This is a genomic window from Pseudomonas sp. SYWMCR5, assembly GCF_057197165.1.
Window position 1 is genome coordinate 316,460 of the sequence record NZ_JBXUNH010000004.1, and the last position, 21,305, is coordinate 337,764.

A 21,305-nucleotide genomic window follows, 5' to 3' on the forward strand; every position below is an offset into this window, starting at 1 on the left:
AGTGCCGGCCCAATCGCGGGGCAAGCCCGCTCCCACAAGTACCCGCTGTCCATGAGAATAGCGGGTACTTGTGGGAGCGGGCTTGTCCCGCGATTGGGCCGGTGTGACCCCCTCATCATTCCGCCCGAAACACCAGGGTAAACCGCGTAGGCCCCTGAGCCTGGCTGCTCACCTCGACCCGGCCGCCATGCAGTTGCATGATCGACTTCACGATCGCCAGCCCCAGCCCGGTTCCACCCTCCTGTCGCGAGCGCCCACAGCCGACCCGGTAGAAACGCTCGAACAGATGCGCCAGATGCGCTTCGTCGATCCCGGGCCCCTGGTTCTGCACCCATAACCACACCTGGTCCTGGCGCCGCTCGATGCCCAGTTCGATCACCTGGTCTTGCGGGCTATGGCGAATCGCATTGCTCAGCAGATTCGACAGCGCCCGCTGGAACATCAACCGGTCGGCCAGTGCCGTGCCCCAGCCGTGTGCACGCAGCTCGATACCTTTCAGTTCGGCGCTGAAGTCGAACAGCGCCATCACCCGTGCGGTTTCATCGGCCAAGGACAGCGGCTTGAGCATGGCCAGCGCCTGGGGTTGGCTGACCTGGGCCAGGAACAACATGTCATTGATGATGCGGTTCAGGCGGGTGAGTTCCTCGACGCTGTCCTCCAGCGCCTCGCGGTAGCGGTTGCCGTCGCGCTCGCGGGACAGGGTGACCTGGGCCTTGCCCATCAGGTTGCCGATGGGAGTGCGCAGTTCGTGGGCCAGGTCGTCGGAGAACTGCGACAGCTGACGAACACCCTGGTCGAGGCGATCGAGCATGATGTTGATGCTGCCGGCCAGCTCCGCCAGTTCCTGGGGCAGGCCACTGGTCGGCAGGCGGTGCGCCAGGTCGTGTGCGCAGATCTGCCCGGCGATGCGGCGGAACCGGCGCAAGGGGTCGAGCCCGCGCTGCACCAGTTTCCAGGCACCGATGCCGATCAGCAGCAAGAGTATCGGCAGCGCCAGCAAGGTCGAATTCAGGTAGGCCTGGAGCAGCGCATTGTCGTCGGCGCGGTCCAGCGACATCATCACCCGCACCGGCTGGTCGTCGCGCAGGCGCATCAATTGAGTGACGGTGAGGATCTGCCGCCCGTCGCTGTCGCGCCATTGCGTGAATCTTGGTTGCTGCCCCGCCGGTAGCTGGCGCAAGGCCTGTGCTTCGAGCGCCGGGCCCAGGCTCAGCAGCGACGGATGCCGCCCGTTTATTGCCAGCACATTGAGGCTAAGGTTGTCGTGCCCCATCACCAGGTCGAGCAGGGGATGAGCGCGAGCGCCGAGGTCGTCGCTGCGCAGGTCCACCCGCAGGTTGTGCTCGACTTGCATCATCTTGCGCGCCAGGTCGCGACGGGCGCGGCTGTCCAGTTCGTGGTCGAGGGCGAACACTGCCAGGCAGGCCAGCAGCAGCACCAGCGCGGCGCCCATCAGGGTGACCGAAAGCCCCAGGCGCAGCGACAGGGTGCGGCCTTTCACGTGCGAGCCTCGAGTACATAGCCCACGCCGCGCAAGGTGTGTATGAGCTTGTTGTCGAAGGGGTCGTCGATCTTGGCCCGCAGGCGGCGGATCGATACCTCGACCACATTGGTGTCGCAGTCGAAATTCATGTCCCACACCAGCGAGATGATTTGCGTACGAGAGAGCACTTCGCCGCTCTGGCGCATCAGCAGGTGCAGCAGGGTGAACTCCTTGGCGGTGAGGTCGATGCGCTGGCCGCCACGCCAGGCGCGATGCCGGCCGGGGTCGAGCTCGAGGTCGGCGACTTTCAGGGTGTCCGGTTGAAGGTGCTGATCGTTGCGCCGCAGCAGGCTGCGGATTCGTGCCAGCAGCTCCGGGAACTCGAAAGGTTTGAGCAGATAGTCGTCGGCGCCCAGGTCCAGGCCCTTGACCCGGTCGGCCAGGCGACCGTGCGCGGTGAGCATCATGATCCGAGTGGACGATTCGGCACGCAGGCGCTGCAGCACGCCCCAGCCATCGAGCTCTGGCAGGTTGACGTCGAGGATCACCAGATCGTAGCTGTGCTGGCGCGCCAGGTGCAGGCCATCGGTGCCCGTATACGCGCAATCGACCACGTAGCCGTTTTCGCGCAGGCCCTGCTGCAGGTAGTCGGCGGTGCGGGGTTCGTCCTCGATGATCAATAGGCGCATGGGGGCCTCTGTGGGGTGGAAAGGGCGCGATTCTCAAGCCTGTAGGGGCTTTAGGGTCAAGCTGCAGGATGTTACGGCATGAGAACGCGTTGTCGGCGCAAATAACCGATTTGTAATGCGGGCGTCATCTGGCTGCTTGTTCGAGCTCCGTCGCGGGTAAACACAGCCCACAGGACCACATTGCAAGACTGTAATGCCCACCTCACCTTGGCGTTAGCTGCCCCTCGCTAGGATGGCGCTGTCTGAACGGTGATCATGAGGCAAGCACGATGAACCTGACCAAATACCTGCTGCTGGCGATTCTCGCCGTGGGCAGCACCAGCGTTTTCGCCGAGGGTGGCGCGGAGCGTTCGCAGCGGTTCGTGGATACATTTCTCAAGGAACAGCAGCGGCTGTTCGGCGACCGCCAGGAAGTGCTGGTCAAGCGTGAGCGCCAGGCGCAGGAGACGGCTCGTGAGGTGGCCAAGGAATAGTCTTGGTGAGGCACCGGTGCTGCGACAGCTCCCCGCCGCCGGTGAACTTGGGCGCCCCTCGGGGCGCCTTTTTTATTTGCGCGCCAGCAGCGTGGCGCGGCGGGGGGCCGGGAGGCCTTCGATGGTCTTGCTATGGTCGTTCGGGTCGAGGAAGTCAGCCAGCGACTGGTAACGCATCCAGTCGGTGCTGCGCTGCTCCTCGACGCTGGTGACGCTGACATCCACGCAGCGCACATCGCTGAAGCCGGCGCGGCGCAGCCAGCGCTCCAGCGCGGGCACCGACGGCAGGAACCAAACGTTGCGCATCTGCGCGTAGCGGTCTTCTGGCACCAGCACGTGCTGCTCGTCGCCTTCGACCACCAGGGTCTCGAGTACCAGCTCGCCGCCTTTGACCAGGCAGTCCTTGAGCGCCAGCAGGTGCTCGATGGGCGATCGACGGTGATAGAACACGCCCATCGAAAACACGGTGTCGAAGCCTTCAAGGTTGGCGGGCAGCTCTTCCAGGGCGAAGGGCAGGTGCCAGGCGGGCAGCTCCGGCAGGTACTTCTGCACCGCCTGGAACTGGCAGAAGAACAGCCAGTTCGGGTCGACACCGACCACCATGTCGGCACCGGCGCCGAGCATGCGCCATTGGTAGTAGCCGTTGCCGCAGCCGACATCGAGCACGCGTTTGCCCTTGAGGTTCAGGTGCGGGCCGACCCGCGACCACTTCCAGTCCGAGCGCCATTCGGTATCCACGTGCACACCGAACAGGTCGAACGGCCCCTTGCGCCAGGGCGAAAGCCCCATCAGCGCCTGGTGTACCTGGGCGCGGGTGGCGGCATCGCAGTCGCTGTCCAGGCGCAAGCCGTCGACCAGGTCGATTTTCTCGGGCGTCAGGTCCGGCAGCGCATCCAGCGCGCCGCGCCAGCGCTCGAGGTCGCCATGGCCTTTTTCCAGCTTGGTGTCGAGTTGTGCTTGCAGCCCTTGGGACCAGGAAGCCAGCGGCGTGCCCGCCAGACGGCGGACGAGGGGGGACAGATCGATCATGGCAGGGCTATCAGCGAGGCGAAATTGAGGCATTGGAACCAGGGCACGACTTTCGAGAAGCCGGCGGCGCGCAGGCGCTCCTGGTGGGCTTGCAGGGTGTCGGGCTTCATCACGTGCTCGATGGCGCTGCGCTTCTGGGCGATTTCCAGGTCGCTGTAGCCATTGGCGCGCTTGAAATCCAGGTGCAGGTCGTTGAGCAGCTCCTGTTCCTGTTCGTCGTCGAAGCGCAGTTTCTCGGACAGGATCAGCGCGCCGCCTGGCAGCAGGGCTTGGTGAATGCGTGCGAGCAGGGCCAGGCGTTGCTCCGGGGCGATGAACTGCAGGGTGAAGTTCATTGCCACCACCGAGGCAGGCTCGAAGGGCAGGGCGAGGATGTCGGCCTCGAGCACCTGCACCGGCAGCAGTTCCTGGAACATCGAGTCCTGGGCGGTGAGGTACTGCCGGCAGCGTTCGACCATGGCCGCGGAGTTGTCCACGGCGATCACCCGGCAGCCATCGTGGCGCACGTGGCGGCGCAGCGACTGGGTCACTGCGCCCAGCGAGGCGCCGAGGTCGTACAGGGCGGTGTGTGGCTGGGCGAAGCGTGCGGCGAGCACGCCGAGGTTTTCGACGATGGTCGGGTAGCCGGGTACCGAACGCTTGATCATGTCCGGGAACACACGCACCACGTCCTCGTTGAAGACGAAGTCGGGCACTTGCTCCAGGGGTTGGGCGAAGAGGCGGTCGGGGTCTTTGCTCACGGCGGATCCAGATTCAGCGGGTGATGTCGAGGGGCGGCATTCTAGCCAAACCGGGCCGAGGATGCATGGCCGGCTGACCAGTGTGGCGCGTTCATTTCACCCGGATGGCGCAATCGAAGGTTTCCACGGGCTGGACTTCCGGGGCCCAGGGCTGCTGGTAGACCAGCACCAGGTGCCCTTCGCCGGCACTGACCGCCTGGAAGCGCCAGGTGGCGACACCGGCACTTCCAACGATGCCAGCTTCCTCGGGCGAGTTGTAGACTTCCGGGCCGAGGCTGCGTAGCAGGCCCGAGGCCGGATCCTTGATGCTCCAGCGATACCCGGTGGAGGGGTTGCTGGCCAGCGACAGCGACAGGGTCTGGCCGACGTGCAGGCGTTGGGGGCATTCGCTGTCGGCATCCAGCTCGACGGTCTGCCGCGATTGCTGGGCGCAGGCGGCGAGCAGGCTGAGGCTCAGGGGGAGCAGCAGGCGGGAGAAGGTCATGATGGCTCCTGAGGCGGACGATGGCCCTGAGGATAACCGATGCGCTGGAGTGTGTGGGGCCTGTGAGGGCCCATCGCGGGGCATCGCGATGGGCCCTGGGTTTATCAGAACAATACTTTCGCCACGTCGGCAAAGCGTTTGGCGAAGTGGACGGTCAAGCCTTCGCGCAGGTACTCGGGCAGTTCTTCGAAATCACCTCGGTTGGCTTCCGGCAGTATCAGCTCGTGAATCTTCTGGCGCCGCGCGGCGATCACCTTCTCGCGCACTCCGCCAATCGGCAGCACCTGCCCGGTAAGGGTCAACTCGCCAGTCATCGCCACACCTTTCTTCGGCGCCTGGTCCCGCGCCAGTGACAGCAATGCGCTGGCCATGGTTACGCCGGCACTGGGGCCGTCCTTGGGCGTGGCGCCCTCGGGCACGTGCAGGTGAATGAAAGCTTCGTTGAAGAAGCCTGGATCACCGCCGTACTGCTTGAGGTTCGAGCTGACATAGCTATAGGCGATTTCTGCGGACTCCTTCATCACGTCACCCAGCTTTCCGGTGAGCTTGAAGCCGCGGTTGAGCGTATGAATGCGCGTGGCCTCGATCGGTAGGGTGGCGCCGCCCATGCTGGTCCAGGCAAGGCCTGTGATCACGCCCTTGCCCGCCAGTACTTGCTCGCTGCGGAACACCGGCATGCCCAGTGCTGCCTCGAGGTCCTTGGTGCCGATCTTGAGCTTGGCGTCCGGGCTCTCCAGCAACTTGACCACTGACTTGCGCACCAGCTTGCCGAGCTGTTTCTCCAGCTGGCGGACCCCGGCTTCACGGGCATAGCCCTCGATCACCATGCGCAGGGCGCCGTCGCTGATGCTCAGGCTGGTCTTGGCAACGCCGGCCTTGTCCAGTTGCTTGGGCCACAGGTGGCGCTTGGCGATGGCCAGCTTTTCTTCGGTGATATAGCCGGACAGGCGAATCACTTCCATGCGGTCGAGCAGCGGGCCGGGGATCGAGTCCAGAGTGTTGGCGGTGCAGACGAACAGCACCTTCGACAGGTCCAGGCGCAGGTCCAGGTAGTGGTCGAGGAAGTCGACGTTCTGCTCTGGATCCAGCGTTTCCAGGAGTGCCGAGGCCGGATCGCCCTGGTAGCTCTGGCCCATCTTGTCGATCTCGTCGAGCATGATCACCGGGTTCATCACCTCGACATCCTTCAGCGCCTGCACCAGCTTGCCGGGTTGGGCGCCGATGTAGGTACGGCGGTGGCCCTTGATCTCGGCTTCGTCGCGCATGCCGCCGACGCTGAAGCGGTAGAAGGGACGCCCCAGGGATTCGGCGATGGATTTGCCGATGCTGGTCTTGCCGACACCCGGCGGGCCGACCAGCAGCACGATCGAGCCGCTGATCTCGCCTTTCCAGGCACCTACGGCGAGGAACTCGAGAATGCGCTCCTTGATGTCGTCGAGCCCGGCGTGGTGCTGGTCGAGTACCTTGCGTGCATGCTTGAGATCGAGCTTGTCCTGGCCGTACTGCCCCCACGGCAATGCGGTAGCCCACTCGAGGTAGTTGCGTGTGACGGCGTATTCCGGCGAGCCGGTTTCCAGGATCGCCAGTTTGCCCATTTCCTCGTCGATGCGCTTTTTAGCCTGCTCGGGCAGGGTCTTGCCTTGAAGGCGCTGTTCGAACTGTTCGAGGTCGGCACTGCGGTCGTCTTTGGTCAGCCCCAGTTCCTGCTGGATGACCTTGAGCTGTTCCTTGAGGAAGAATTCGCGCTGGTGCTCGCCGATCTGCCGGTTTACTTCGGCGGAAATCTCGTTCTGCAAACGCGCGACCTCGACTTCCTTGCGCAGCATCGGCAGGACCTTCTCCATGCGCTTGAGCATGGGGACGCAGTCGAGCACTTCCTGCAACTGGTTGCCGGTGGCGGAGGTCAGGGCGGCGGCGAAGTCGGTGAGTGGCGAGGGGTCGTTGGGGCTGAAGCGGTTGAGGTAGTTCTTCAGCTCTTCGCTGTACAGCGGATTGAGCGGCAGCAGCTCCTTGATCGCATTGATCAGGGCCATGCCGTAGGCCTTGACCTCGTCGGTGGGCTGCGCGGGCTGATGCGGGTACTCGACCTCGACCAGGTAGGGTGGTCGATGGTGCTTGAGCCAGGTGCGGATGCGTACGCGGGTCAGGCCCTGGGCGACGAACTGCAGCTTGCCGTTCTCGCGGCTGGCATGGTGTACCTTGACCAGGGTGCCGTACTCCGGCAACGCCTTGGTGTCGAAGTGGCGGTGGTCTTCGGGCGGGGTGTCCATGAAGAACAGGGCCAGGGAATGATGATCGGTCTTGGCGACCAGGTCGAGGGTTTCGGCCCAGGGTTCCTCGTTGACAATCACCGGCAGCACTTGCGCGGGGAAGAACGGGCGGTTGTGGATCGGGATCACGTAGACCTTGTCCGGCAGTTGCTGGCCGGGCAGGGCAAGGGCGCGGCTGGTCTCGGCCTTGGCCTCGAGGTGTTCGATTTCGCTGTGTGCGTCGGGGTGTTCCGGGAAATCCTGCTGGTCGCTCATGGGGCACCTGCGTGAATGACTATGGTGCTTAGATGGGGCAGGGAGGGATGGGTTTCAATGGTAGACGAAGGCAGGAGGGGGAGGCTTTCATCTTTGCCGGCCGGTGCCGGACCGCTCGCGGGCTTGCCCGCGAAGGCGGCGGTGTGGCCACCGCCGCAGTCGAGGCTTACTCAGCCAGTTTGTAAGCGATGATGTAGTCGCCCATCTTGGTGCCTAGCGAGCCATGTCCTCCGGCCACGATCAGCACATACTGCTTGCCGTCCTTGCCCGTGTAGGTCATTGGCGTGGCCTGGCCACCAGCTGGCAGGCGAGCGCTCCACAGTTCCTTGCCGTTGTGCACGTCATAGGCGCGCAGGTACTGGTCCAGGGTGCCACTGAGGAAGCCCACGCCGCCGGCGGTGACGATCGAGCCACCCATGCTCGGTACACCCACCGGCAAGCCGATCGGCACAGGGGTGCTGTCACGAGTGGTGCCGTTCTTGCGCTTCCACACCACCTTGTTGGTGAACAGGTCGATAGCGGCCACATAACCCCAGGCTGGTGCCTGGCACGGCACGCCCAGTGGCGACATGAACGGGTGCATGGTCACGGCATACGGAGCGCCGGTATTCGGCTGCACGCCGCTGGTCTCGCTTTCGCGCTTGCTGCCTTCGGCCACTTGCTCGCGCGGAATCATCTTCGACACGAACGCCATGTAGTTCGGCGAGGTGAACAGCAGCTGACGCACCGGATCGACCGACACGCTGCCCCAGTTGAACACGCCGACGTTGCCTGGATACACCAGCGAGCCTTGCTCGGACGGCGGGGTGTACTGGCCTTCGTAGCGCAGCTCGCGGAACTGGATGCGGCACAGCATCTGGTCGAACGGCGTGGCGCCCCACATGGCCTGCTCGGTCAGCTCGGGGCCGAGCAGGTTGAGATCGGAGCGGGCCTGGGTCGGCGCGGTGTGGTCACCCTTGACCGCGCCTTGCGGCACCGGAATCTCGCGGATCGGCACGATCGGGGTGCCGTCACGACGGTCGAGCACGTACAGGCTGCCCTGCTTGGTCGGTACGATGACCGCAGGTTTCACGCCATCGTCGGTCTTCAGGTGCACCAGGGTGGGCTGGCTGCCCACGTCCATGTCCCACAGATCGTGGTGGGTGAACTGGTAATTCCAGCGTGCCTTGCCGGTGGCCAGGTCCAGGGCGACCACGCCAGCGCTGTACTTCTCGGCGCCTGGGGTGCGGTCGGCGCCCCATTGGTCAGGGGTCTGGTTGCCCAACGGCAGGTAGATCATGCCCAGCTCTTCATCGACGCTGGCCAGCGACCACATGTTCGCCGAGTTGCGGCTGTAGGTCTTGCCCGGCGCCAGGGGCTTGGTGTCGTCGGGGTTGTTGCTGTCCCAGTTCCACACCAGACGGCCGTCGTGCACGTCGTAGGCGCGGATCACGCCGGACGGTTCGTTGGTCGACTCGTTGTCGGTGACATGCCCGCCGATGATCACCAGATCACGGGTGATCGCAGCTGGCGAAGTGGAGTAGTAGCCGCCGGCGGTGAACGGGCCGATGCCGGTGGTCAGGTCGATCGCACCCTGGTTGGCGAAGCCTTCGCAGACCTTGCCGTTGTCGGCATTGATCGCGATCAGGCGGGCATCGGCAGTGGGCAGGTAGAGGCGTCGTGGGCAGGCCTGGGCAACGACCTGGCCGGCATCGGAGATCTTCGGCGCAGGGCTGCCGTCACGGCTGACGTAGCGGTTCTCGTCATAGTACGAAACGCCGCGGCAGGTCATGTGGGCGAAGCCCTTGAAGGTCTTGACCGGGCTCTTGACCTGCGGGTCGAAGCGCCAGATTTCGGCACCGGTGTCTGGGTCCAGGGCCAGCACCTTGCTGTGCGCGGTGCAGGCATAGAGCATGCCGTTGGCCTTGAGTGGGGTGTTCTCGTTGGTCAGCTCGACCGGGTCGTTGTCGGTCGGCAGGTCGCCGGTGCGAATACGCCAGGCTTCTTCCAGGCGATAAGCGTTCTGCGGGGTGATCTGGCGCAGTGGCGAGTAGCGGTCGCCGTGCTCGGTACGCCCGTAGGCCTGCCATTCGCCATCCGGCATGGAGGGAGCGGCACTGGCCATCTCGCTGCTGTCACGCCCCAGTTCGCCGAAGATTTCCCCGGGATGGGTGAACTGGCTACCGACTGCGGTTGCGCCGGAGGCGACCACCGCGGCGGCCAGCAGGGCGCCGTTGACCTTCGATGCAGGCCCAAGCAGCGGGCGGCGCGCCCAGGGCAGCAGCAGGATCACGCCAAGGGCGAACCAGATGGCCAGGCGTGGCACCAGTTGCCACCAGTCCAGGCCCACTTCCCACAGCGCCCAGGCGGTGCTGGCCAGCAGCACCACGCCATACAGGCCAAGGCCGATGCGGCGCAGGGCGATCAGCAGGATGCCCGAGAGGGCAAAGCCGATCCCGCCGATCAGGTAGTACAGGGATCCGCCCAGCTGGCTCAGCTTGATGCCGCCTGCGATCAGGGCCAGGCCCATCAGCAACAGCAGCACGCCTACGAGGCGCGGTAGCCAGCGGGTTCCATTCTTGGCACCGTCAGTGCTCATCGCATGTTCTCCGTTCGTTCAAGGTTGGGTTCAGAAACTGCTCTGGATCTTCAGGCCGCCGACCAGCGCGTCATCGACCTGCGACACCCCGCCCGGATGGCGGATGTACTGCAGGTTAGGGCGCACGGTAAGCCAGTCGGCCAAGTGAATGCCGTAGTAGAGTTCGGCGCTGTATTCGGTGTCCTGGACGGGCAGGAAGCCGGGATTGTCGTAGTCGACGACGGCGTTGGCCTGGTTGGCCAGGCGCGCGTTCTTGCGATAGGCGGGGTTGACGTGCACGCGGGCGAGGGCGAAACCGATATCGTCCTTGGCGCGGGCATCGAAGGGCCCCTTGTACACCACACCGGCCTGAACATAGTTGTCGATGGCATTGGTCTTCTTGTCGTGCATCGTGGCATTGGCGAACAGGCTGAGCCCGCGTGAGGCGTCCGAGGCGCGCGAGGTCACCTGCTGCTGGGCGCCGAGCCAGAAACCATGCTTGCTGGCGCTGCTGCGGTAAGCCTGGCCGCTCAAGGCCGCCGGTTGGCCGTTGCCGTCCTTGTAAACATCCTGTGCCTTGGCATTACTGTAGTAGTAGCCGGCGCGATATTCCCCTTTCAGGCCATTGACCCGTGGGCTCCATACCAGTTCGATCGGCATCAGTGCGCCTTGCGTGCCACTGCCGCTGAGCTTGAAGCCATTGCCGGATTCGAGGTTCGAGGGGTTCTGTTCGAAGACGCCGACCTGGGCATAGAGATCGTCGGCGAGGTTGTAGCGCACGCGCAGCGCCCACTGGCTGACCGGCCAGTTGTACCAGATGTCGCCAACCCAGTTACCCACCTGCGAGCCGCAGAATGCCAGGTTCTGGAAGTCACAGGGGAAGCTGTTGAAGTCTTCGCCTTCGCCGAAGCGGCCGAGCTTCACGTCCAGTGCGCCATCGAAATATTTCTGCTTGATCCACATCTGCGTCAGGCGCCAGGTTTCGCCACGGCCCCAGACTTCCTGGGCGGAGGTGAAGCCGCCCACGCGCGGGTCGTTGATGCGGTCATTGCTGATGTTCTGGCCGTGGCGTTCGGTTACCGTCAGCTGGAATTCGCTGTCTCGCCAGCCCAGGATCTTCTGCAGGTCCAGGTGCGCACCGAGGGTGAACTGGTCGCTGTTGCGCGCAGTGCGATCGTGATCGAAGCCGCCGTGCAGGTTGCTGCCCATTTCGCCGGTGTAGCCGAAGGTGAAGTCGTAGCCCTGGGCCTTGAGTGAGGTGCGGGCGCCGCCCCAGTCGCCGAACATCCAGGGCGAGTCGTTGGCGAAGGCTGCGGTTGCGCTGACGCTGGGCGAAAAGCCACCAAGCAGGGCAATGAGGGCAAGGCCCGGGTATGGATTCTTCGGCAGTTGGAGCATGAGATAGCGCTGTCTTTTGATTATTGAAAAAAACGCAAGCGCATCGAGGAGCGGGCTCTTCGATGGAAATGGCTGCAGGGATTTAAAAGTGAAGCGTTTCAGCTTGCGGTGGGCAGGATATAGCGGAAGTTGTAAGAAAAAAAGACAAAATGTCGCAGGGGATTGTTGTCGCAGAGGTAACAGTCGGCACAGTTCATGTAGGAGCGGCGGTTCGGCGCTCCGACTTGCCCGCGAAAAAGACCCCGCGCTGCCTGGCACTGGCTACGCCCATGTTCGCGGCGGTTCGGCGCCTCGACAAGCCCGCTCCCACAGGGGGATTGGGCTGGCCTTTAGATTTTGAACAAGACAGTCGCTCCTGCACGCAGGTCAGAAGCTGGTGCGCAGCCCGACTTCGACGCTACGCCCCGGTGCCGGCGCGATGTCGCGCAGGATGGAGCTGGCGTAACGCACGGTCTGGTCTGTCAGGTTTTCGCCACGTACGAACGCCAGCCACTGGCTCTGGCCAATGTCGAAGCGATAGCCGACGCTGGCGCCGAGGGTGGTGTAGCCGTCGGTGCTGTGTTCGTTGTCCGGCTTGCGGTGCTGGGAGGCGGCGTGTTGCACGTCCACCCGCGCCTGCCAGCGATCCAGCTCCCACAGCAGGCCTGTTCCAAGCCGCAGCGGGGCGATGCGTGGCAGTGGCTCGCCGGTGTCGAGGTTCTTGGCGCGGGTATAGTCGCCGGACAGCTCCAGGGCGAAGCTGCCGTAGCGGTTCTCCACCAGCTTCCAGCGATCCTGGGCCTCGATACCGTAGAAGCGCGCACGCACGCCTTGATACAGGTACTCAGGAATCCCGCCGTCGTCGTGGTCATGATCATGGTCGTGGTCGTGGTCGTCGTCACCATGGCCATGATCATGCCCTTCGCGCAGATTACCGCTGCCGATCAGGCCGATGTAGTTGCGAAAGTGGCTGTAGAACACGCCGACACTGCCCTTGTGCGTGCCGTTGTCGAAGCGCAGTGCCAGGTCGCCGGAAATCGCCTTCTCCTTGTTCAGGTTCGGGTCGCCCACTTCATAGGCGCCGGTGGCGACGTGCGCGCCGTTGGCATACAGCTCGTAGAAGGTCGGTGCGCGCTCGGTGTAGGCCAGGCTCGCCGCCAGCGCCCAGACCGGGTCGAGCTGGTACACCGCGCCCGATGACAGGCTTGCGGCATTGAAGCTGGTCGATTTGTCGGCACCGACGAAGTTTTCGTTACCCTTGGCATCCGGATCGATGCGGGTGTGCTCCAGGCGCGCGCCCAGGCTCAGGTTCAGGCGTTCGGTAGCCTGCCATTGCTCGAGCATGAACAGCGCCAGGCTGTCGGTGTCGGTGTGCGGCACAAAGGCTTCTTCACCCAGCGCCGAGAATTCGTTGCGGCTGACGTGGGCACCGATCACCCCTTCGACCGGGCCGATGGGTTGGTGGCGGGCCTCGATGCGTGCCTCATAGCCTTTGTTCTTGAAGGTGGTGTGGACCTCGCCCTCTTCGATCTCGCGGTGCTGGTAGTCGGTGTAGCCAGCGTCGACCTTGACCGAGCTGAACGGCCCTTCGAGATCGCGCAACTCCGAGGCGAAGGCGTAGTGATCCTGCTGCATGTCCAGGCGCACACCGGGCTCGGCCACCGAGCCGTAGTTGCTGTCGTAGCGGCTGTAGGACAGGCCGGCATAGCCATGATCCCAATGGTAGGCCCCGCCGATGGCGCCGCCGTCCTGGCGGCCGTCGCTGTTTTCCAGGCGATGCTTGCTGCCGGGGTCATCGGCGTCGCGCACCTTCGAACTGCGGGCGTAGCCGGGGATGCGCAGGTCGTTGAACTGACGGCTGTTGGCGTCCAGGTGCAGGGCGAAGTTGCCGTCACCGGCTTCGAGCTTGCCGGCGCTGCTGCGTGTGGTATCGGCGCCGCCGTAGCGCAGCTCGCCGGCGCCATGGATGCCGTCGATGGGCGAGTCGGGAATGCGGTTGTCGAAGGTGTTGATCACACCGCCAATGGCGTTGCCGCCATAGAGCAGGGCGGCGGGGCCGCGGACGATCTCGACGCGGTCTACGGTGACCGGGTCCAGCGGCACGGCGTGGTCATAGGACAGCGACGAGGCATCGAGGGCACCGACGCCGTTGCGCAGGATACGGATGCGGTCGCCATCCAGGCCACGGATCACCGGGCGACTGGCGCCTGGGCCGAACCAGGTGGAGGCGACACCAGGCTGCTTGTTGAGGGTTTCACCGAGGCTGCCGTGCTGCTGTTGCAGCAGGTCGTCGCCTTCGAGCACGGTGCTTGGCGCGGCGAGTTGGCGGTTGCCGAGTGGGTTGGCGGTGATCACCTGGGGTTCGAGCTCCACCGCCTGGCTGGGCGATGACGCCAGCCACAAGGCGACGGCGAGGGGAGAGAGACGCAGGGGCTTGGACAACATGAGCGTGTGACGTTCCTTGGCAGATACTTATAGTAAAGATACGTATGGATACAATATAACATTACTATTTCATCACAGAGGTTGCGTCGTGGCCAGGGGGGGCGTGCTGTGGAAGGCTCTGGCCTGGGCTGGGAGCACAGGCGGTCCGCATCCTTGCACACCGGCCCACTACACTCGTGTAAGGTGCGCATCTTTCAACGCGGGAGCACTGCATGAGCACGGCCCAACACAACGCACTGCACGGCAAGACGCTGGAGCAGATCCTCATCGAGCTGGTGGCCCACTACCAATGGCAGGGGCTGGCCGAGCGCATCGACATCCGCTGCTTCAAGAGCGACCCGAGCATCAAGTCGAGCCTGACCTTCCTGCGCAAGACGCCTTGGGCGCGGGAAAAGGTCGAGCAGCTGTACATCAAGCTGTCGCGCAAGGCTTGAGGGTGCCGCGTCCCTGGCTGACCCTGGCCGCGCTGCTCGGCTGGACGGGGTTGGCGGTGCAGTTGTACCTGGTGCTGCTGGCGCGCTGGCAGGAACAGGCCAGCCTGATCGGTGGCATGGTCAATCTGTTCGGCTATTTCACCGTGCTGAGCAACACCCTGGTGGCCACGGTGCTGAGCCATGCGGCGTTCGGCCGTGAGACGGCGGCACGGCGTTGGTTCCTGGCGCCGGCGGTGAGCTCCGGTGTGCTGGTCAGTATCGTGCTGGTGGCGCTGGCCTATAGCCTGCTGCTGCGGCACCTGTGGCAGCCCGAGGGTTGGCAATGGCTGGCCGATGAGTTGCTGCACGACGTGATGCCACTGGTGTTCGTGCTGTACTGGTGCGTGGCGGTGCCCAAGGGGCGCTTGCGGCTATGGCACCTGGGGGCCTGGAGCCTGTATCCGCTGGTGTATTTCCTGTTCACCTTGTGGCGAGGGCATGAGATCGGGGTCTATCCCTATCCCTTCGTCGATGTGGCGAGCCTGGGGTATGGGCGAGTGCTGCTCAATGCGCTGGCGATGTTGGCGGGGTTCTGGGGGATCGGGTTGCTGGTGATTGGGGTGGATCGGTGGTGGGGGCGGGTGAAGGGATGAGTCGGGACGAGTCGCTGCGACTCGTCCCGCGACAGGGCCGGATCGGTCTTACTCGCTACTCATCATCCGCAGTGCCCTCTGCACGCCAGTACGCAGCAGCTTTGAGCGCATCCTCTGGCACACCCTTTTCAAGCAGCAAGGCCTTGGCCTGCCGGGTCAGGCCTTTCTCCAGCGCCACCCAGCCATACAGACGGCCCTGGGGCAATGCCAGGTGTTTCACCTGCTCAAGCAGGTTCTCTTTCTGCCGACGTACCCAGATCACCTCCACCTGCGCCTTGCTGGGCAGCGGCTGGCGCTCCTGTTCATCCTCGATCTGGATGACCGCCAGCACCTGGCGTCCGGCTGGCAGTTCTTCGAGCCTTCTGGCAATGGCGGGGATGGCGGTTTCGTCGCCGATCAGCAGGTAGCTGTCGAAGATGTCCGGCACCACCATCGACGCGCGTGGGCCGGCGATATCGAGGTGCTGACCCGGCGCAGCCTGGGCAGCCCAGGTCGAGGCAGGGCCGTCGCCATGCAGAACGAAATCGATGTCCAATTCCAGGGCTGTCAGGTCGATGCGTCGCGGTGTGTATTCGCGCATGGTCGGCCGCGCGCCGCCGTCGCGGCCCAGGTTGCGGGCGTCGATCGCCTGTTGCTCTTCGGGCGTGCAGCCGAACAGGACCTTGACGTGGTCGTCCGTGCCCACGCTGGTGAAACCTGCCAGTTCCGCACCGCCCAGGGTGATGCGGCGCATGCGCGGGGTCAGGTCGGTGACCCGCAGCACCTGCAGGCGACGTTGGCGGATCTCGTGGTTGACGCGGTGAATGGTGTCGCTCATGGGGTTTTCTCCTGAACGGAATCGCTCGGCCCGCCTGCGATGGCCTTGGCCGTGTCGTTGAGCAGATCGCGCACCCGCTCGATTTCCTCGGGTGTCCAGCGGCCGCTGTGCATGTGCAGGGCGTGGCGCAGATTGCCGACTGCCTCGTTGATCTCTGGCGGGCGGTCATGTCCGCGCAGGGCACGCTTGCTCAGCTCGATGCGCATGCGTACGCCGTCGAGGGCGACGGCTTGTTCGGCGAGTGAATGGCGGCCGACCTCGGTGATGACATAAAGGCGTTTGCTGCCCTGGATCTGGCCACTGATCAGCTCGGCTTCCTCGAGAAAGTTGAGGGTCGGGTAGATCACCCCGGGGCTGGGGCTGTAGCTGCCATCGAAGAGTCCTTCGATCTGGCGGATCAAGTCATAGCCATGGCCCGGTTGCTCGGCGAGCATCGACAGCATCAGAAGTTTCAGATCGCCAGGGGCGAACACCCGTGGGCCGCGCTCACCGCGACCGGGGCGGCGCTCGAAAGGGTCATGGGGGGCGTGGTCACGCATGGTGGGGAGGTTCCTTGTGTTTCGATATATCGCAAGATATTACTCAAGATATATCTAAACACAAACCCTTAAATGCAGATGATTATCATCTTGTTTTTTGATGAGTCGGCCATCTCAGTGCATCGCCAATTGCGGCGCCTTGCATTCATTGGGGTTTCCCGGCTCCAGGTACGGCATGAGAATCGGCGCCATGCCCTTGAGCACCTGCACGGGCAGGGCCGAGGTGAACTTGAACGACTCTGCCGTGCGCCCTGGTACGAAGGCGGTGAGCGTGCCGAAGTGGTTGTCGCCGAGGAAGAACACGAAGGTGGCGGTGCGGTTCAGCGAGCGTGAGCCGATCAGCCGTCCACCGGCGCCGTAGCTCTGCAGGCGGTTGTCACCGGTACCGGTCTTGCCACCCATCACCAGCGAGGTGCCGTCGTGCAGCTTGAAGCTGCCGGAAATGCGCCGCGCGGTACCGGCATCGACCACCTGCGACATGGCGCCTTTCAGAGCCCGCGCCACTTCCACCTTGAGGATCCGCTGGCCGCGGTCGGGATCGCTGATCAGCTTGGTTTCATAGGGCGTGCCGGCGGCGAAGTGCAGAGTGTCGATGCGCAGGGTCGGCAGGCGTACGCCATCGTTCTGGATGATGCCCACCAGTTCGGACAGCGCCGCAGGGCGGTCGCCCGAGCTGCCAATGGCCGTGGCCAGCGACGGTACCAGATGATCGAAGGGGTAGCCGACGCGCTTCCAGCGCTGGTGGATGTCGAGAAACGCCTCGATTTCGACCATGGTACGGATGCGACTGTCACGGGCGCCCTGGTGACGGCTCTTGAACAACCAGCTGTATACCTCCTGACGCTCGAAGCGGCTGGCGTTGACCATCTCGGTGGGGGTGGCACCTGGGTTTTTCAGCAGGTAGCCGAGCAGCCAAAGGTCCAGGGGGTGGACCTTGGCGATGAAGCCCTGGTCGGGCAGGTCGTACTTGCCGGGACCGTAGGCGGCGTACATCTCCGAGAGGCGGCCGTCATTGAGCTTGGCCATGGCGGCCTTGTCCTTGGCACTGTGCGCGCGGACGAAGGCGTTGAAGGTTTCCTGGCTGGCCTCGGGGAACAGGTAGCGGTGCACCGCCGCCAGGCGCTGGGGGGTGACGCGCATGCTGTCGAGGAAGGTGTCCAGGCGTTGCTGCGAGGTCTTGCGCTGGTACTTGCGCCAGAAGCGCATCAGGTAGTTGGTGCCCTCGCGATCGGCGAAGCGCGCCAGGTATTCCTGGCGGCGCGGATCGGCGTCATCCTTGAGCAGTGGCTCGCGGTTGTAGGGTTGCTGGTAGGTGACGTAGCGCACCAGGTCGCGCATCAGGCGGATGAACGGCAGGTTGATCGACTCGCGCAATGCGTCCTTGAGGGTCGGGTTGCGGCCGTTGTCCTCCTTGCGGAAGTTGTTGAACACGTGCATGCCGCCGCCGGTGAAGAATGCCTCGCCGGTATTGGCCGAGTATTTGCGCTCCAGCGCGGCGTCGAGCATGGCGTCGAGGTTCTGGTTCTTGCTGTTCTGCATCAGCCATTCCAGCGACCACTGGGTGATGCGGTCGAGGTCGGCCACCTCTACTTTCTTGAGCTCGGCCACCGGCTTGCCGGCGTACTTGTCGTGCAGCTCGGCGACGATCTCAAGGTAGGTGGTCAGCACCCGCAGCTTGGCGGTCGAGCCCAGTTCCAGCTTGCTGCCCTCGTTGATGTCGAACGGCTGGTTGGTGCTGTCGGTCTGCACCCGAACCCGCGAGCCGTCGGCGGTGCGCTCGAACAGGGTGAAGCTGTAGCTGACCTGGTCGGTGGTCTTGCTGGTCAGCAGGCGCTCGCCGATCAGGCCCATCTGCGCGGCGAACTCGGGGTCGGCGAGGTTTTTCAGGTACTGGCTGACCTGGGTCTGCAAGTCGGCCTGCAGGGTGCTGGTGGCCGAGAGATCGAGGCGATCGAGGTCGTACAGCGGGCGGTTGAGCATGGCCGCCAGGCGGTTGCGGGCCAGGCTGATGCCCTTGTTGGTGATGATCGGCACGATGGTCGGCTGGGCCACCCAGTCGCGGTACACCGCCTTGCTGGCCAACGCGGCGTCGGCCAGCGGGCGATCGATGATGCCATTGGCGGCGAGCACGCGGATATGCGAGTCGGTGAGCTCGGCCAGCTCGACGCGGCCTTTGGACAGGTAATGCGAAGGCCGGCGCTGGGCGATCATCAGCGACAGCACCTCACGCAGGGCCAGGCCGCGAGCGGCCATGCTCTGGGGGTCGGTTTCGGTCGAGTTGAGCGCCTGGTTCACCTCGGCGAAGTCGGCGCCGTACCAGACCCTCAGCCCTTCTGCCATGCCATGCACTTCACCGTGCCCGGGTACCGCCGAGAGCGGCACGCTGTTCAGGTAATCGCGCACGATGCGCTGGCGCGCCTCGGTGGTGTCCGGCCCACCCTGATAGGCGCGTACGCTGGCGGAAATCATCTGGCGGATCTTCTCGGCGCCATTGACCGTCAGCCCATCCGGCGAGTGACGGTATTTTTCCAGTTGCGTGGCCAAGGTGCTGCCGCCTGCCGACTGGCCGGGCAGGGCGAGGTACTTGGCGACCTGGCTGTAGGCGGCCTTGGCGAAACGTGGCCAGTCCACCGCCGGGTTGTTCTGCGGATCCTTGCTGTCGAGCAGGTCGCGGTTCTCGATGAACAACAGGCTGTTGACGATCACCGGCGGGATCGAGGCGAAGTCGCCGTACAGGTGCTGGGGGTAGTGATACTGGTAGAGAGTGTCGCCGCGGCAGTCGGTGATCGACAGACCGGCCTGGATCTTCTCGACGTAGGGCACGAACAGGCCGTGGTCGACATAGCGCATCAGTGCCGGGGAGAACCGCACCTGCTCGCTGATCAGGTAGTCGCGCTTGAGCAGACGCGGCAGGAACTGGCCCAGGGCGCTGTAGCCCAGGCGCTTGTCAAAGGGGCCGTCGCCTGGGTAGACGATCGCGTCGCTCGGTCCGCGCTCCAGCGAGTAGGTGAGGGTGCTGGCCAGGCGGCTGAACTCACGCGATTGCAGGTCCGAACTCTGCATCTCGTCATAGACGGCAAAGCCCACCGCAACCATGGCCACCAGCACGATCAGGATGATCAATCGCCACCACAACCGACGCTGACGAGGAGTCTTTGGCTGTGGGGGCTCGGCCAGAGGTGTTTCGGGTGCTTCCGTTCTGGTCTGTTCCGATTGCCACAGTGCGCCCATAGAGTTCAGTCCGGCCAAGTATTTTCGTCTTGCTTGTCTGAAGCTTAGACGCTGGCCGGACTTGGTGAAAAAATTGTGAGGGCGATGATCGGTGTATTCGGATCAGGCTGCGGCTTCGCTGTGCGGCTCGAAACTGTCGGCGCGGGCCAGTTGCCACATCCGCGAGTAGAACTGCCCGTCCACCTCGCCGGTCAGCAGCTCGCCGGGCTTGAGGAACACGTGCATCTGCGAGAACAGCTTGATCTCGGTGGCGGAAATACGCCGCACCAGGTGCTTGGCCTCCAGTTGCGCGGGGTGCTCGAGGCCTGCAGCAGCCAGCATTTCGGCCAGGGCGCGCAGGGTGTTGTGGTGGAAGTTGAGCACCCGCTGGGCCTTGTCGGGCACCACCAGTGCGCGCTGGCGCAGGGCGTCCTGGGTGGCAACGCCGGTCGGGCACTTGTTGGTGTGGCAGCTCTGCGACTGGATGCAACCGATGGCGAACATGAAGCCGCGTGCAGAGTTGGCCCAGTCGGCGCCGATGGCCAGCACGCTGGCGATGTCGAAGGCACTGACGATCTTGCCACTGGCGCCGAGCTTGATCTTGTCGCGCAGGTTCAGGCCGACCAGGGTGTTGTGCACGAACAGCAAGCCTTCGCGCAGGGGTACGCCGATGTGGTCGGTGAACTCCACGGGGGCCGCGCCGGTACCGCCTTCCTTGCCGTCGACGACGATGAAGTCGGGCAGGATGCCGGTTTCCAGCATGGCCTTGGCGATGCCCATGAATTCCCATGGGTGGCCCAGGCAGAACTTGAAGCCCACCGGTTTGCCGCCCGACAGCTCACGCAGTTGGGCGATGAACTGCATCATCTCGATGGGCGTGGAGAAGGCGCTGTGGCGAGACGGCGAGATGCAGTCCTCGCCCATGACGATGCCGCGGGTGTCGGCGATTTCCTGGGTCACCTTGTGCTTGGGCAGGATGCCGCCGTGGCCGGGCTTGGCGCCCTGGCTCATCTTGATCTCGATCATCCGCACTTGCGGGTTGGCGGCCTGCTCGGCGAAGCGCGCGGGATCGAAGCGTCCGTCCGCGGTGCGGCAGCCGAAGTAACCGCTGCCCAGCTCCCAGACCAGGTCGCCACCGTGCTCGCGGTGGTAGGGGCTGATGCTGCCTTCGCCGGTGTCATGGGCGAAGTTGCCGAGCCGGGCACCTTCGTTGAGGGCGCGGATGGCGTTGGCGCTGAGCGAACCGAAGCTCATGGCCGAGATGTTGAAGATCGACGCCGAGTAAGGCTGGCTGCACTGCGGGCCGCCGACGGTGATGCGAAAGCCTGCCGGGTCGGCCAGGGGGGCGGGGCGCATGGAGTGGCCGATGAACTCGAAGCCCGACTCATAGACATCGATCAGGGTGCCGAAAGGTTTGTCGGAGGCTTCGTTCTTGGCGCGGGCGTACACCAGCGAGCGCTGGGCGCGGGAGAAGGGCAGGGCATCGCTGTCGGATTCGAGCAGGTACTGGCGGATCTCCGGGCGGATGCCTTCGACCAGGTAGCGGATGTTGCCCAGGATCGGGTAGTTGCGGCGTACCGCATGGCGTTTCTGCAGCAGGTCGAACAGGCCGATCAGGCTGAGCACGGCGGTGGTCAGGGTGAAGGGCCACAGCCATTCGTGGTGCAGGAAGGGTAGGCTGGCCAAGGTGAACAGCACGCAGGCGGCGAACACGGCGTAACGGCTGAGGAGTGACAGACTCATGCGAAAATCCTTGCGAATGCTTCGGTCAATCAGGCTCAGGGGCCTGGGCAAACCCCGACCATAGCCCGGTCGGGTGACAAATGGCCAGCGGACGAAAGGCGAGGAAAAATGAAATTTCGGGTATCGAA

Annotated in this window: 16 protein-coding genes; 3 read left to right on the forward strand and 13 right to left on the reverse strand. The window is 64.3% G+C overall.

Features of this window, described 5'->3' with window-relative positions; translation table 11 throughout:
• Positions 1-115: 115 nt before the first annotated feature.
• Positions 116-1,501: a heavy metal sensor histidine kinase gene (locus AC2CGW_RS14090; protein ID WP_484574186.1), complete on the reverse strand. Its 1,386-nt coding sequence runs from the start codon at positions 1,499-1,501 to the stop codon at positions 116-118.
• Positions 1,498-2,172 (reverse strand): heavy metal response regulator transcription factor, encoded by a 675-nt coding sequence (locus AC2CGW_RS14095; RefSeq protein WP_186668589.1) that lies wholly within the window; start codon positions 2,170-2,172, stop codon positions 1,498-1,500. The genes AC2CGW_RS14090 and AC2CGW_RS14095 overlap by 4 nt, the downstream gene beginning before the upstream one ends.
• A 269-nt stretch (positions 2,173-2,441) precedes the next feature.
• On the opposite strand from AC2CGW_RS14095, the gene AC2CGW_RS14100 reads away from it, so the two are divergent.
• On the forward strand, positions 2,442-2,645 hold the full coding sequence (locus tag AC2CGW_RS14100) for a hypothetical protein (RefSeq protein WP_186668587.1): 204 nt from the start codon (positions 2,442-2,444) through the stop codon (positions 2,643-2,645).
• 72 nt (positions 2,646-2,717) lie between these two features.
• On the opposite strand, the gene cmoB is transcribed toward AC2CGW_RS14100, so the two are convergent.
• The 7 genes from cmoB to AC2CGW_RS14135 form a co-directional block, all read right to left on the reverse strand.
• Positions 2,718-3,674 (reverse strand): tRNA 5-methoxyuridine(34)/uridine 5-oxyacetic acid(34) synthase CmoB, encoded by a 957-nt coding sequence (gene cmoB / locus AC2CGW_RS14105; protein WP_186668585.1) that lies wholly within the window; start codon positions 3,672-3,674, stop codon positions 2,718-2,720.
• Positions 3,671-4,414, reverse strand: a complete 744-nt coding sequence (gene cmoA / locus AC2CGW_RS14110) for a carboxy-S-adenosyl-L-methionine synthase CmoA (protein ID WP_186668583.1) — start codon at positions 4,412-4,414, stop codon at positions 3,671-3,673. Before cmoA ends, cmoB begins: the two co-directional genes overlap by 4 nt.
• 91 nt (positions 4,415-4,505) lie before the next feature.
• Positions 4,506-4,898 carry a protease inhibitor I42 family protein gene (locus AC2CGW_RS14115; protein ID WP_186668581.1) on the reverse strand — a complete coding sequence of 131 codons (393 nt, stop codon included), beginning with the start codon at positions 4,896-4,898 and terminating at the stop codon, positions 4,506-4,508.
• A gap of 104 nt (positions 4,899-5,002) precedes the next feature.
• Complete coding sequence (lon, locus tag AC2CGW_RS14120) at positions 5,003-7,423, reverse strand: endopeptidase La (RefSeq protein ID WP_186668579.1); 2,421 nt, start codon at positions 7,421-7,423, stop codon at positions 5,003-5,005.
• A gap of 166 nt (positions 7,424-7,589) precedes the next feature.
• Positions 7,590-10,001, reverse strand: a complete 2,412-nt coding sequence (locus tag AC2CGW_RS14125) for a glucose/quinate/shikimate family membrane-bound PQQ-dependent dehydrogenase (protein ID WP_484574187.1) — start codon at positions 9,999-10,001, stop codon at positions 7,590-7,592.
• 30 nt (positions 10,002-10,031) lie between these two features.
• On the reverse strand, positions 10,032-11,378 hold the full coding sequence (locus tag AC2CGW_RS14130) for a carbohydrate porin (protein WP_484574188.1): 1,347 nt from the start codon (positions 11,376-11,378) through the stop codon (positions 10,032-10,034).
• A gap of 366 nt (positions 11,379-11,744) precedes the next feature.
• Positions 11,745-13,802: a TonB-dependent receptor gene (locus AC2CGW_RS14135; RefSeq protein WP_186668574.1), complete on the reverse strand. Its 2,058-nt coding sequence runs from the start codon at positions 13,800-13,802 to the stop codon at positions 11,745-11,747.
• A 212-nt stretch (positions 13,803-14,014) separates the two neighbouring features.
• Here AC2CGW_RS14135 and AC2CGW_RS14140 point away from each other — a divergent pair, with 212 nt between their 5' ends.
• Both AC2CGW_RS14140 and AC2CGW_RS14145 read left to right on the forward strand, forming a co-directional pair.
• Complete coding sequence (locus AC2CGW_RS14140) at positions 14,015-14,236, forward strand: VF530 family protein (RefSeq protein ID WP_186668572.1); 222 nt, start codon at positions 14,015-14,017, stop codon at positions 14,234-14,236.
• 2 nt (positions 14,237-14,238) lie between these two features.
• A complete protein-coding gene (locus tag AC2CGW_RS14145) occupies positions 14,239-14,868 on the forward strand; it encodes a Pr6Pr family membrane protein (RefSeq protein WP_186668570.1) in 630 nt (209 codons plus the stop codon).
• A gap of 55 nt (positions 14,869-14,923) precedes the next feature.
• On the opposite strand, the gene AC2CGW_RS14150 is transcribed toward AC2CGW_RS14145, so the two are convergent.
• The 4 genes from AC2CGW_RS14150 to AC2CGW_RS14165 all read right to left on the reverse strand — a co-directional run bounded on the left by AC2CGW_RS14150 (position 14,924) and on the right by AC2CGW_RS14165 (position 21,177).
• A complete protein-coding gene (locus tag AC2CGW_RS14150; protein ID WP_484574189.1) occupies positions 14,924-15,685 on the reverse strand; it encodes a siderophore-interacting protein in 762 nt (253 codons plus the stop codon).
• On the reverse strand, positions 15,682-16,224 hold the full coding sequence (locus tag AC2CGW_RS14155) for a PadR family transcriptional regulator (RefSeq protein WP_186668566.1): 543 nt from the start codon (positions 16,222-16,224) through the stop codon (positions 15,682-15,684). Before AC2CGW_RS14155 ends, AC2CGW_RS14150 begins: the two co-directional genes overlap by 4 nt.
• Positions 16,225-16,338: 114 nt before the next feature.
• On the reverse strand, positions 16,339-19,455 hold the full coding sequence (locus AC2CGW_RS14160; RefSeq protein ID WP_484574190.1) for a transglycosylase domain-containing protein: 3,117 nt from the start codon (positions 19,453-19,455) through the stop codon (positions 16,339-16,341).
• A gap of 102 nt (positions 19,456-19,557) precedes the next feature.
• A complete protein-coding gene (locus AC2CGW_RS14165) occupies positions 19,558-21,177 on the reverse strand; it encodes an FMN-binding glutamate synthase family protein (protein ID WP_186668562.1) in 1,620 nt (539 codons plus the stop codon).
• Positions 21,178-21,305 lie beyond the last annotated feature (128 nt).

What these genes read in the sequence shown, in the direction of transcription:
- AC2CGW_RS14095 (WP_186668589.1), bottom strand. Translation starts at nt 2,172, where the DNA reads ATGCGCCTATTGATCATCGAGGACGAACCCCGCACCGCCGACTACCTG.
- AC2CGW_RS14100 (WP_186668587.1), top strand. Translation starts at nt 2,442, where the DNA reads ATGAACCTGACCAAATACCTGCTGCTGGCGATTCTCGCCGTGGGCAGC.
- cmoB (WP_186668585.1), bottom strand. Translation starts at nt 3,674, where the DNA reads ATGATCGATCTGTCCCCCCTCGTCCGCCGTCTGGCGGGCACGCCGCTG.
- AC2CGW_RS14115 (WP_186668581.1), bottom strand. Translation starts at nt 4,898, where the DNA reads ATGACCTTCTCCCGCCTGCTGCTCCCCCTGAGCCTCAGCCTGCTCGCC.
- lon (WP_186668579.1), bottom strand. Translation starts at nt 7,423, where the DNA reads ATGAGCGACCAGCAGGATTTCCCGGAACACCCCGACGCACACAGCGAA.
- AC2CGW_RS14125 (WP_484574187.1), bottom strand. Translation starts at nt 10,001, where the DNA reads ATGAGCACTGACGGTGCCAAGAATGGAACCCGCTGGCTACCGCGCCTC.
- AC2CGW_RS14130 (WP_484574188.1), bottom strand. Translation starts at nt 11,378, where the DNA reads ATGCTCCAACTGCCGAAGAATCCATACCCGGGCCTTGCCCTCATTGCC.
- AC2CGW_RS14135 (WP_186668574.1), bottom strand. Translation starts at nt 13,802, where the DNA reads ATGTTGTCCAAGCCCCTGCGTCTCTCTCCCCTCGCCGTCGCCTTGTGG.
- AC2CGW_RS14140 (WP_186668572.1), top strand. Translation starts at nt 14,015, where the DNA reads ATGAGCACGGCCCAACACAACGCACTGCACGGCAAGACGCTGGAGCAG.
- AC2CGW_RS14150 (WP_484574189.1), bottom strand. Translation starts at nt 15,685, where the DNA reads ATGAGCGACACCATTCACCGCGTCAACCACGAGATCCGCCAACGTCGC.
- AC2CGW_RS14155 (WP_186668566.1), bottom strand. Translation starts at nt 16,224, where the DNA reads ATGCGTGACCACGCCCCCCATGACCCTTTCGAGCGCCGCCCCGGTCGC.
- AC2CGW_RS14160 (WP_484574190.1), bottom strand. Translation starts at nt 19,455, where the DNA reads ATGGGCGCACTGTGGCAATCGGAACAGACCAGAACGGAAGCACCCGAA.
- AC2CGW_RS14165 (WP_186668562.1), bottom strand. Translation starts at nt 21,177, where the DNA reads ATGAGTCTGTCACTCCTCAGCCGTTACGCCGTGTTCGCCGCCTGCGTG.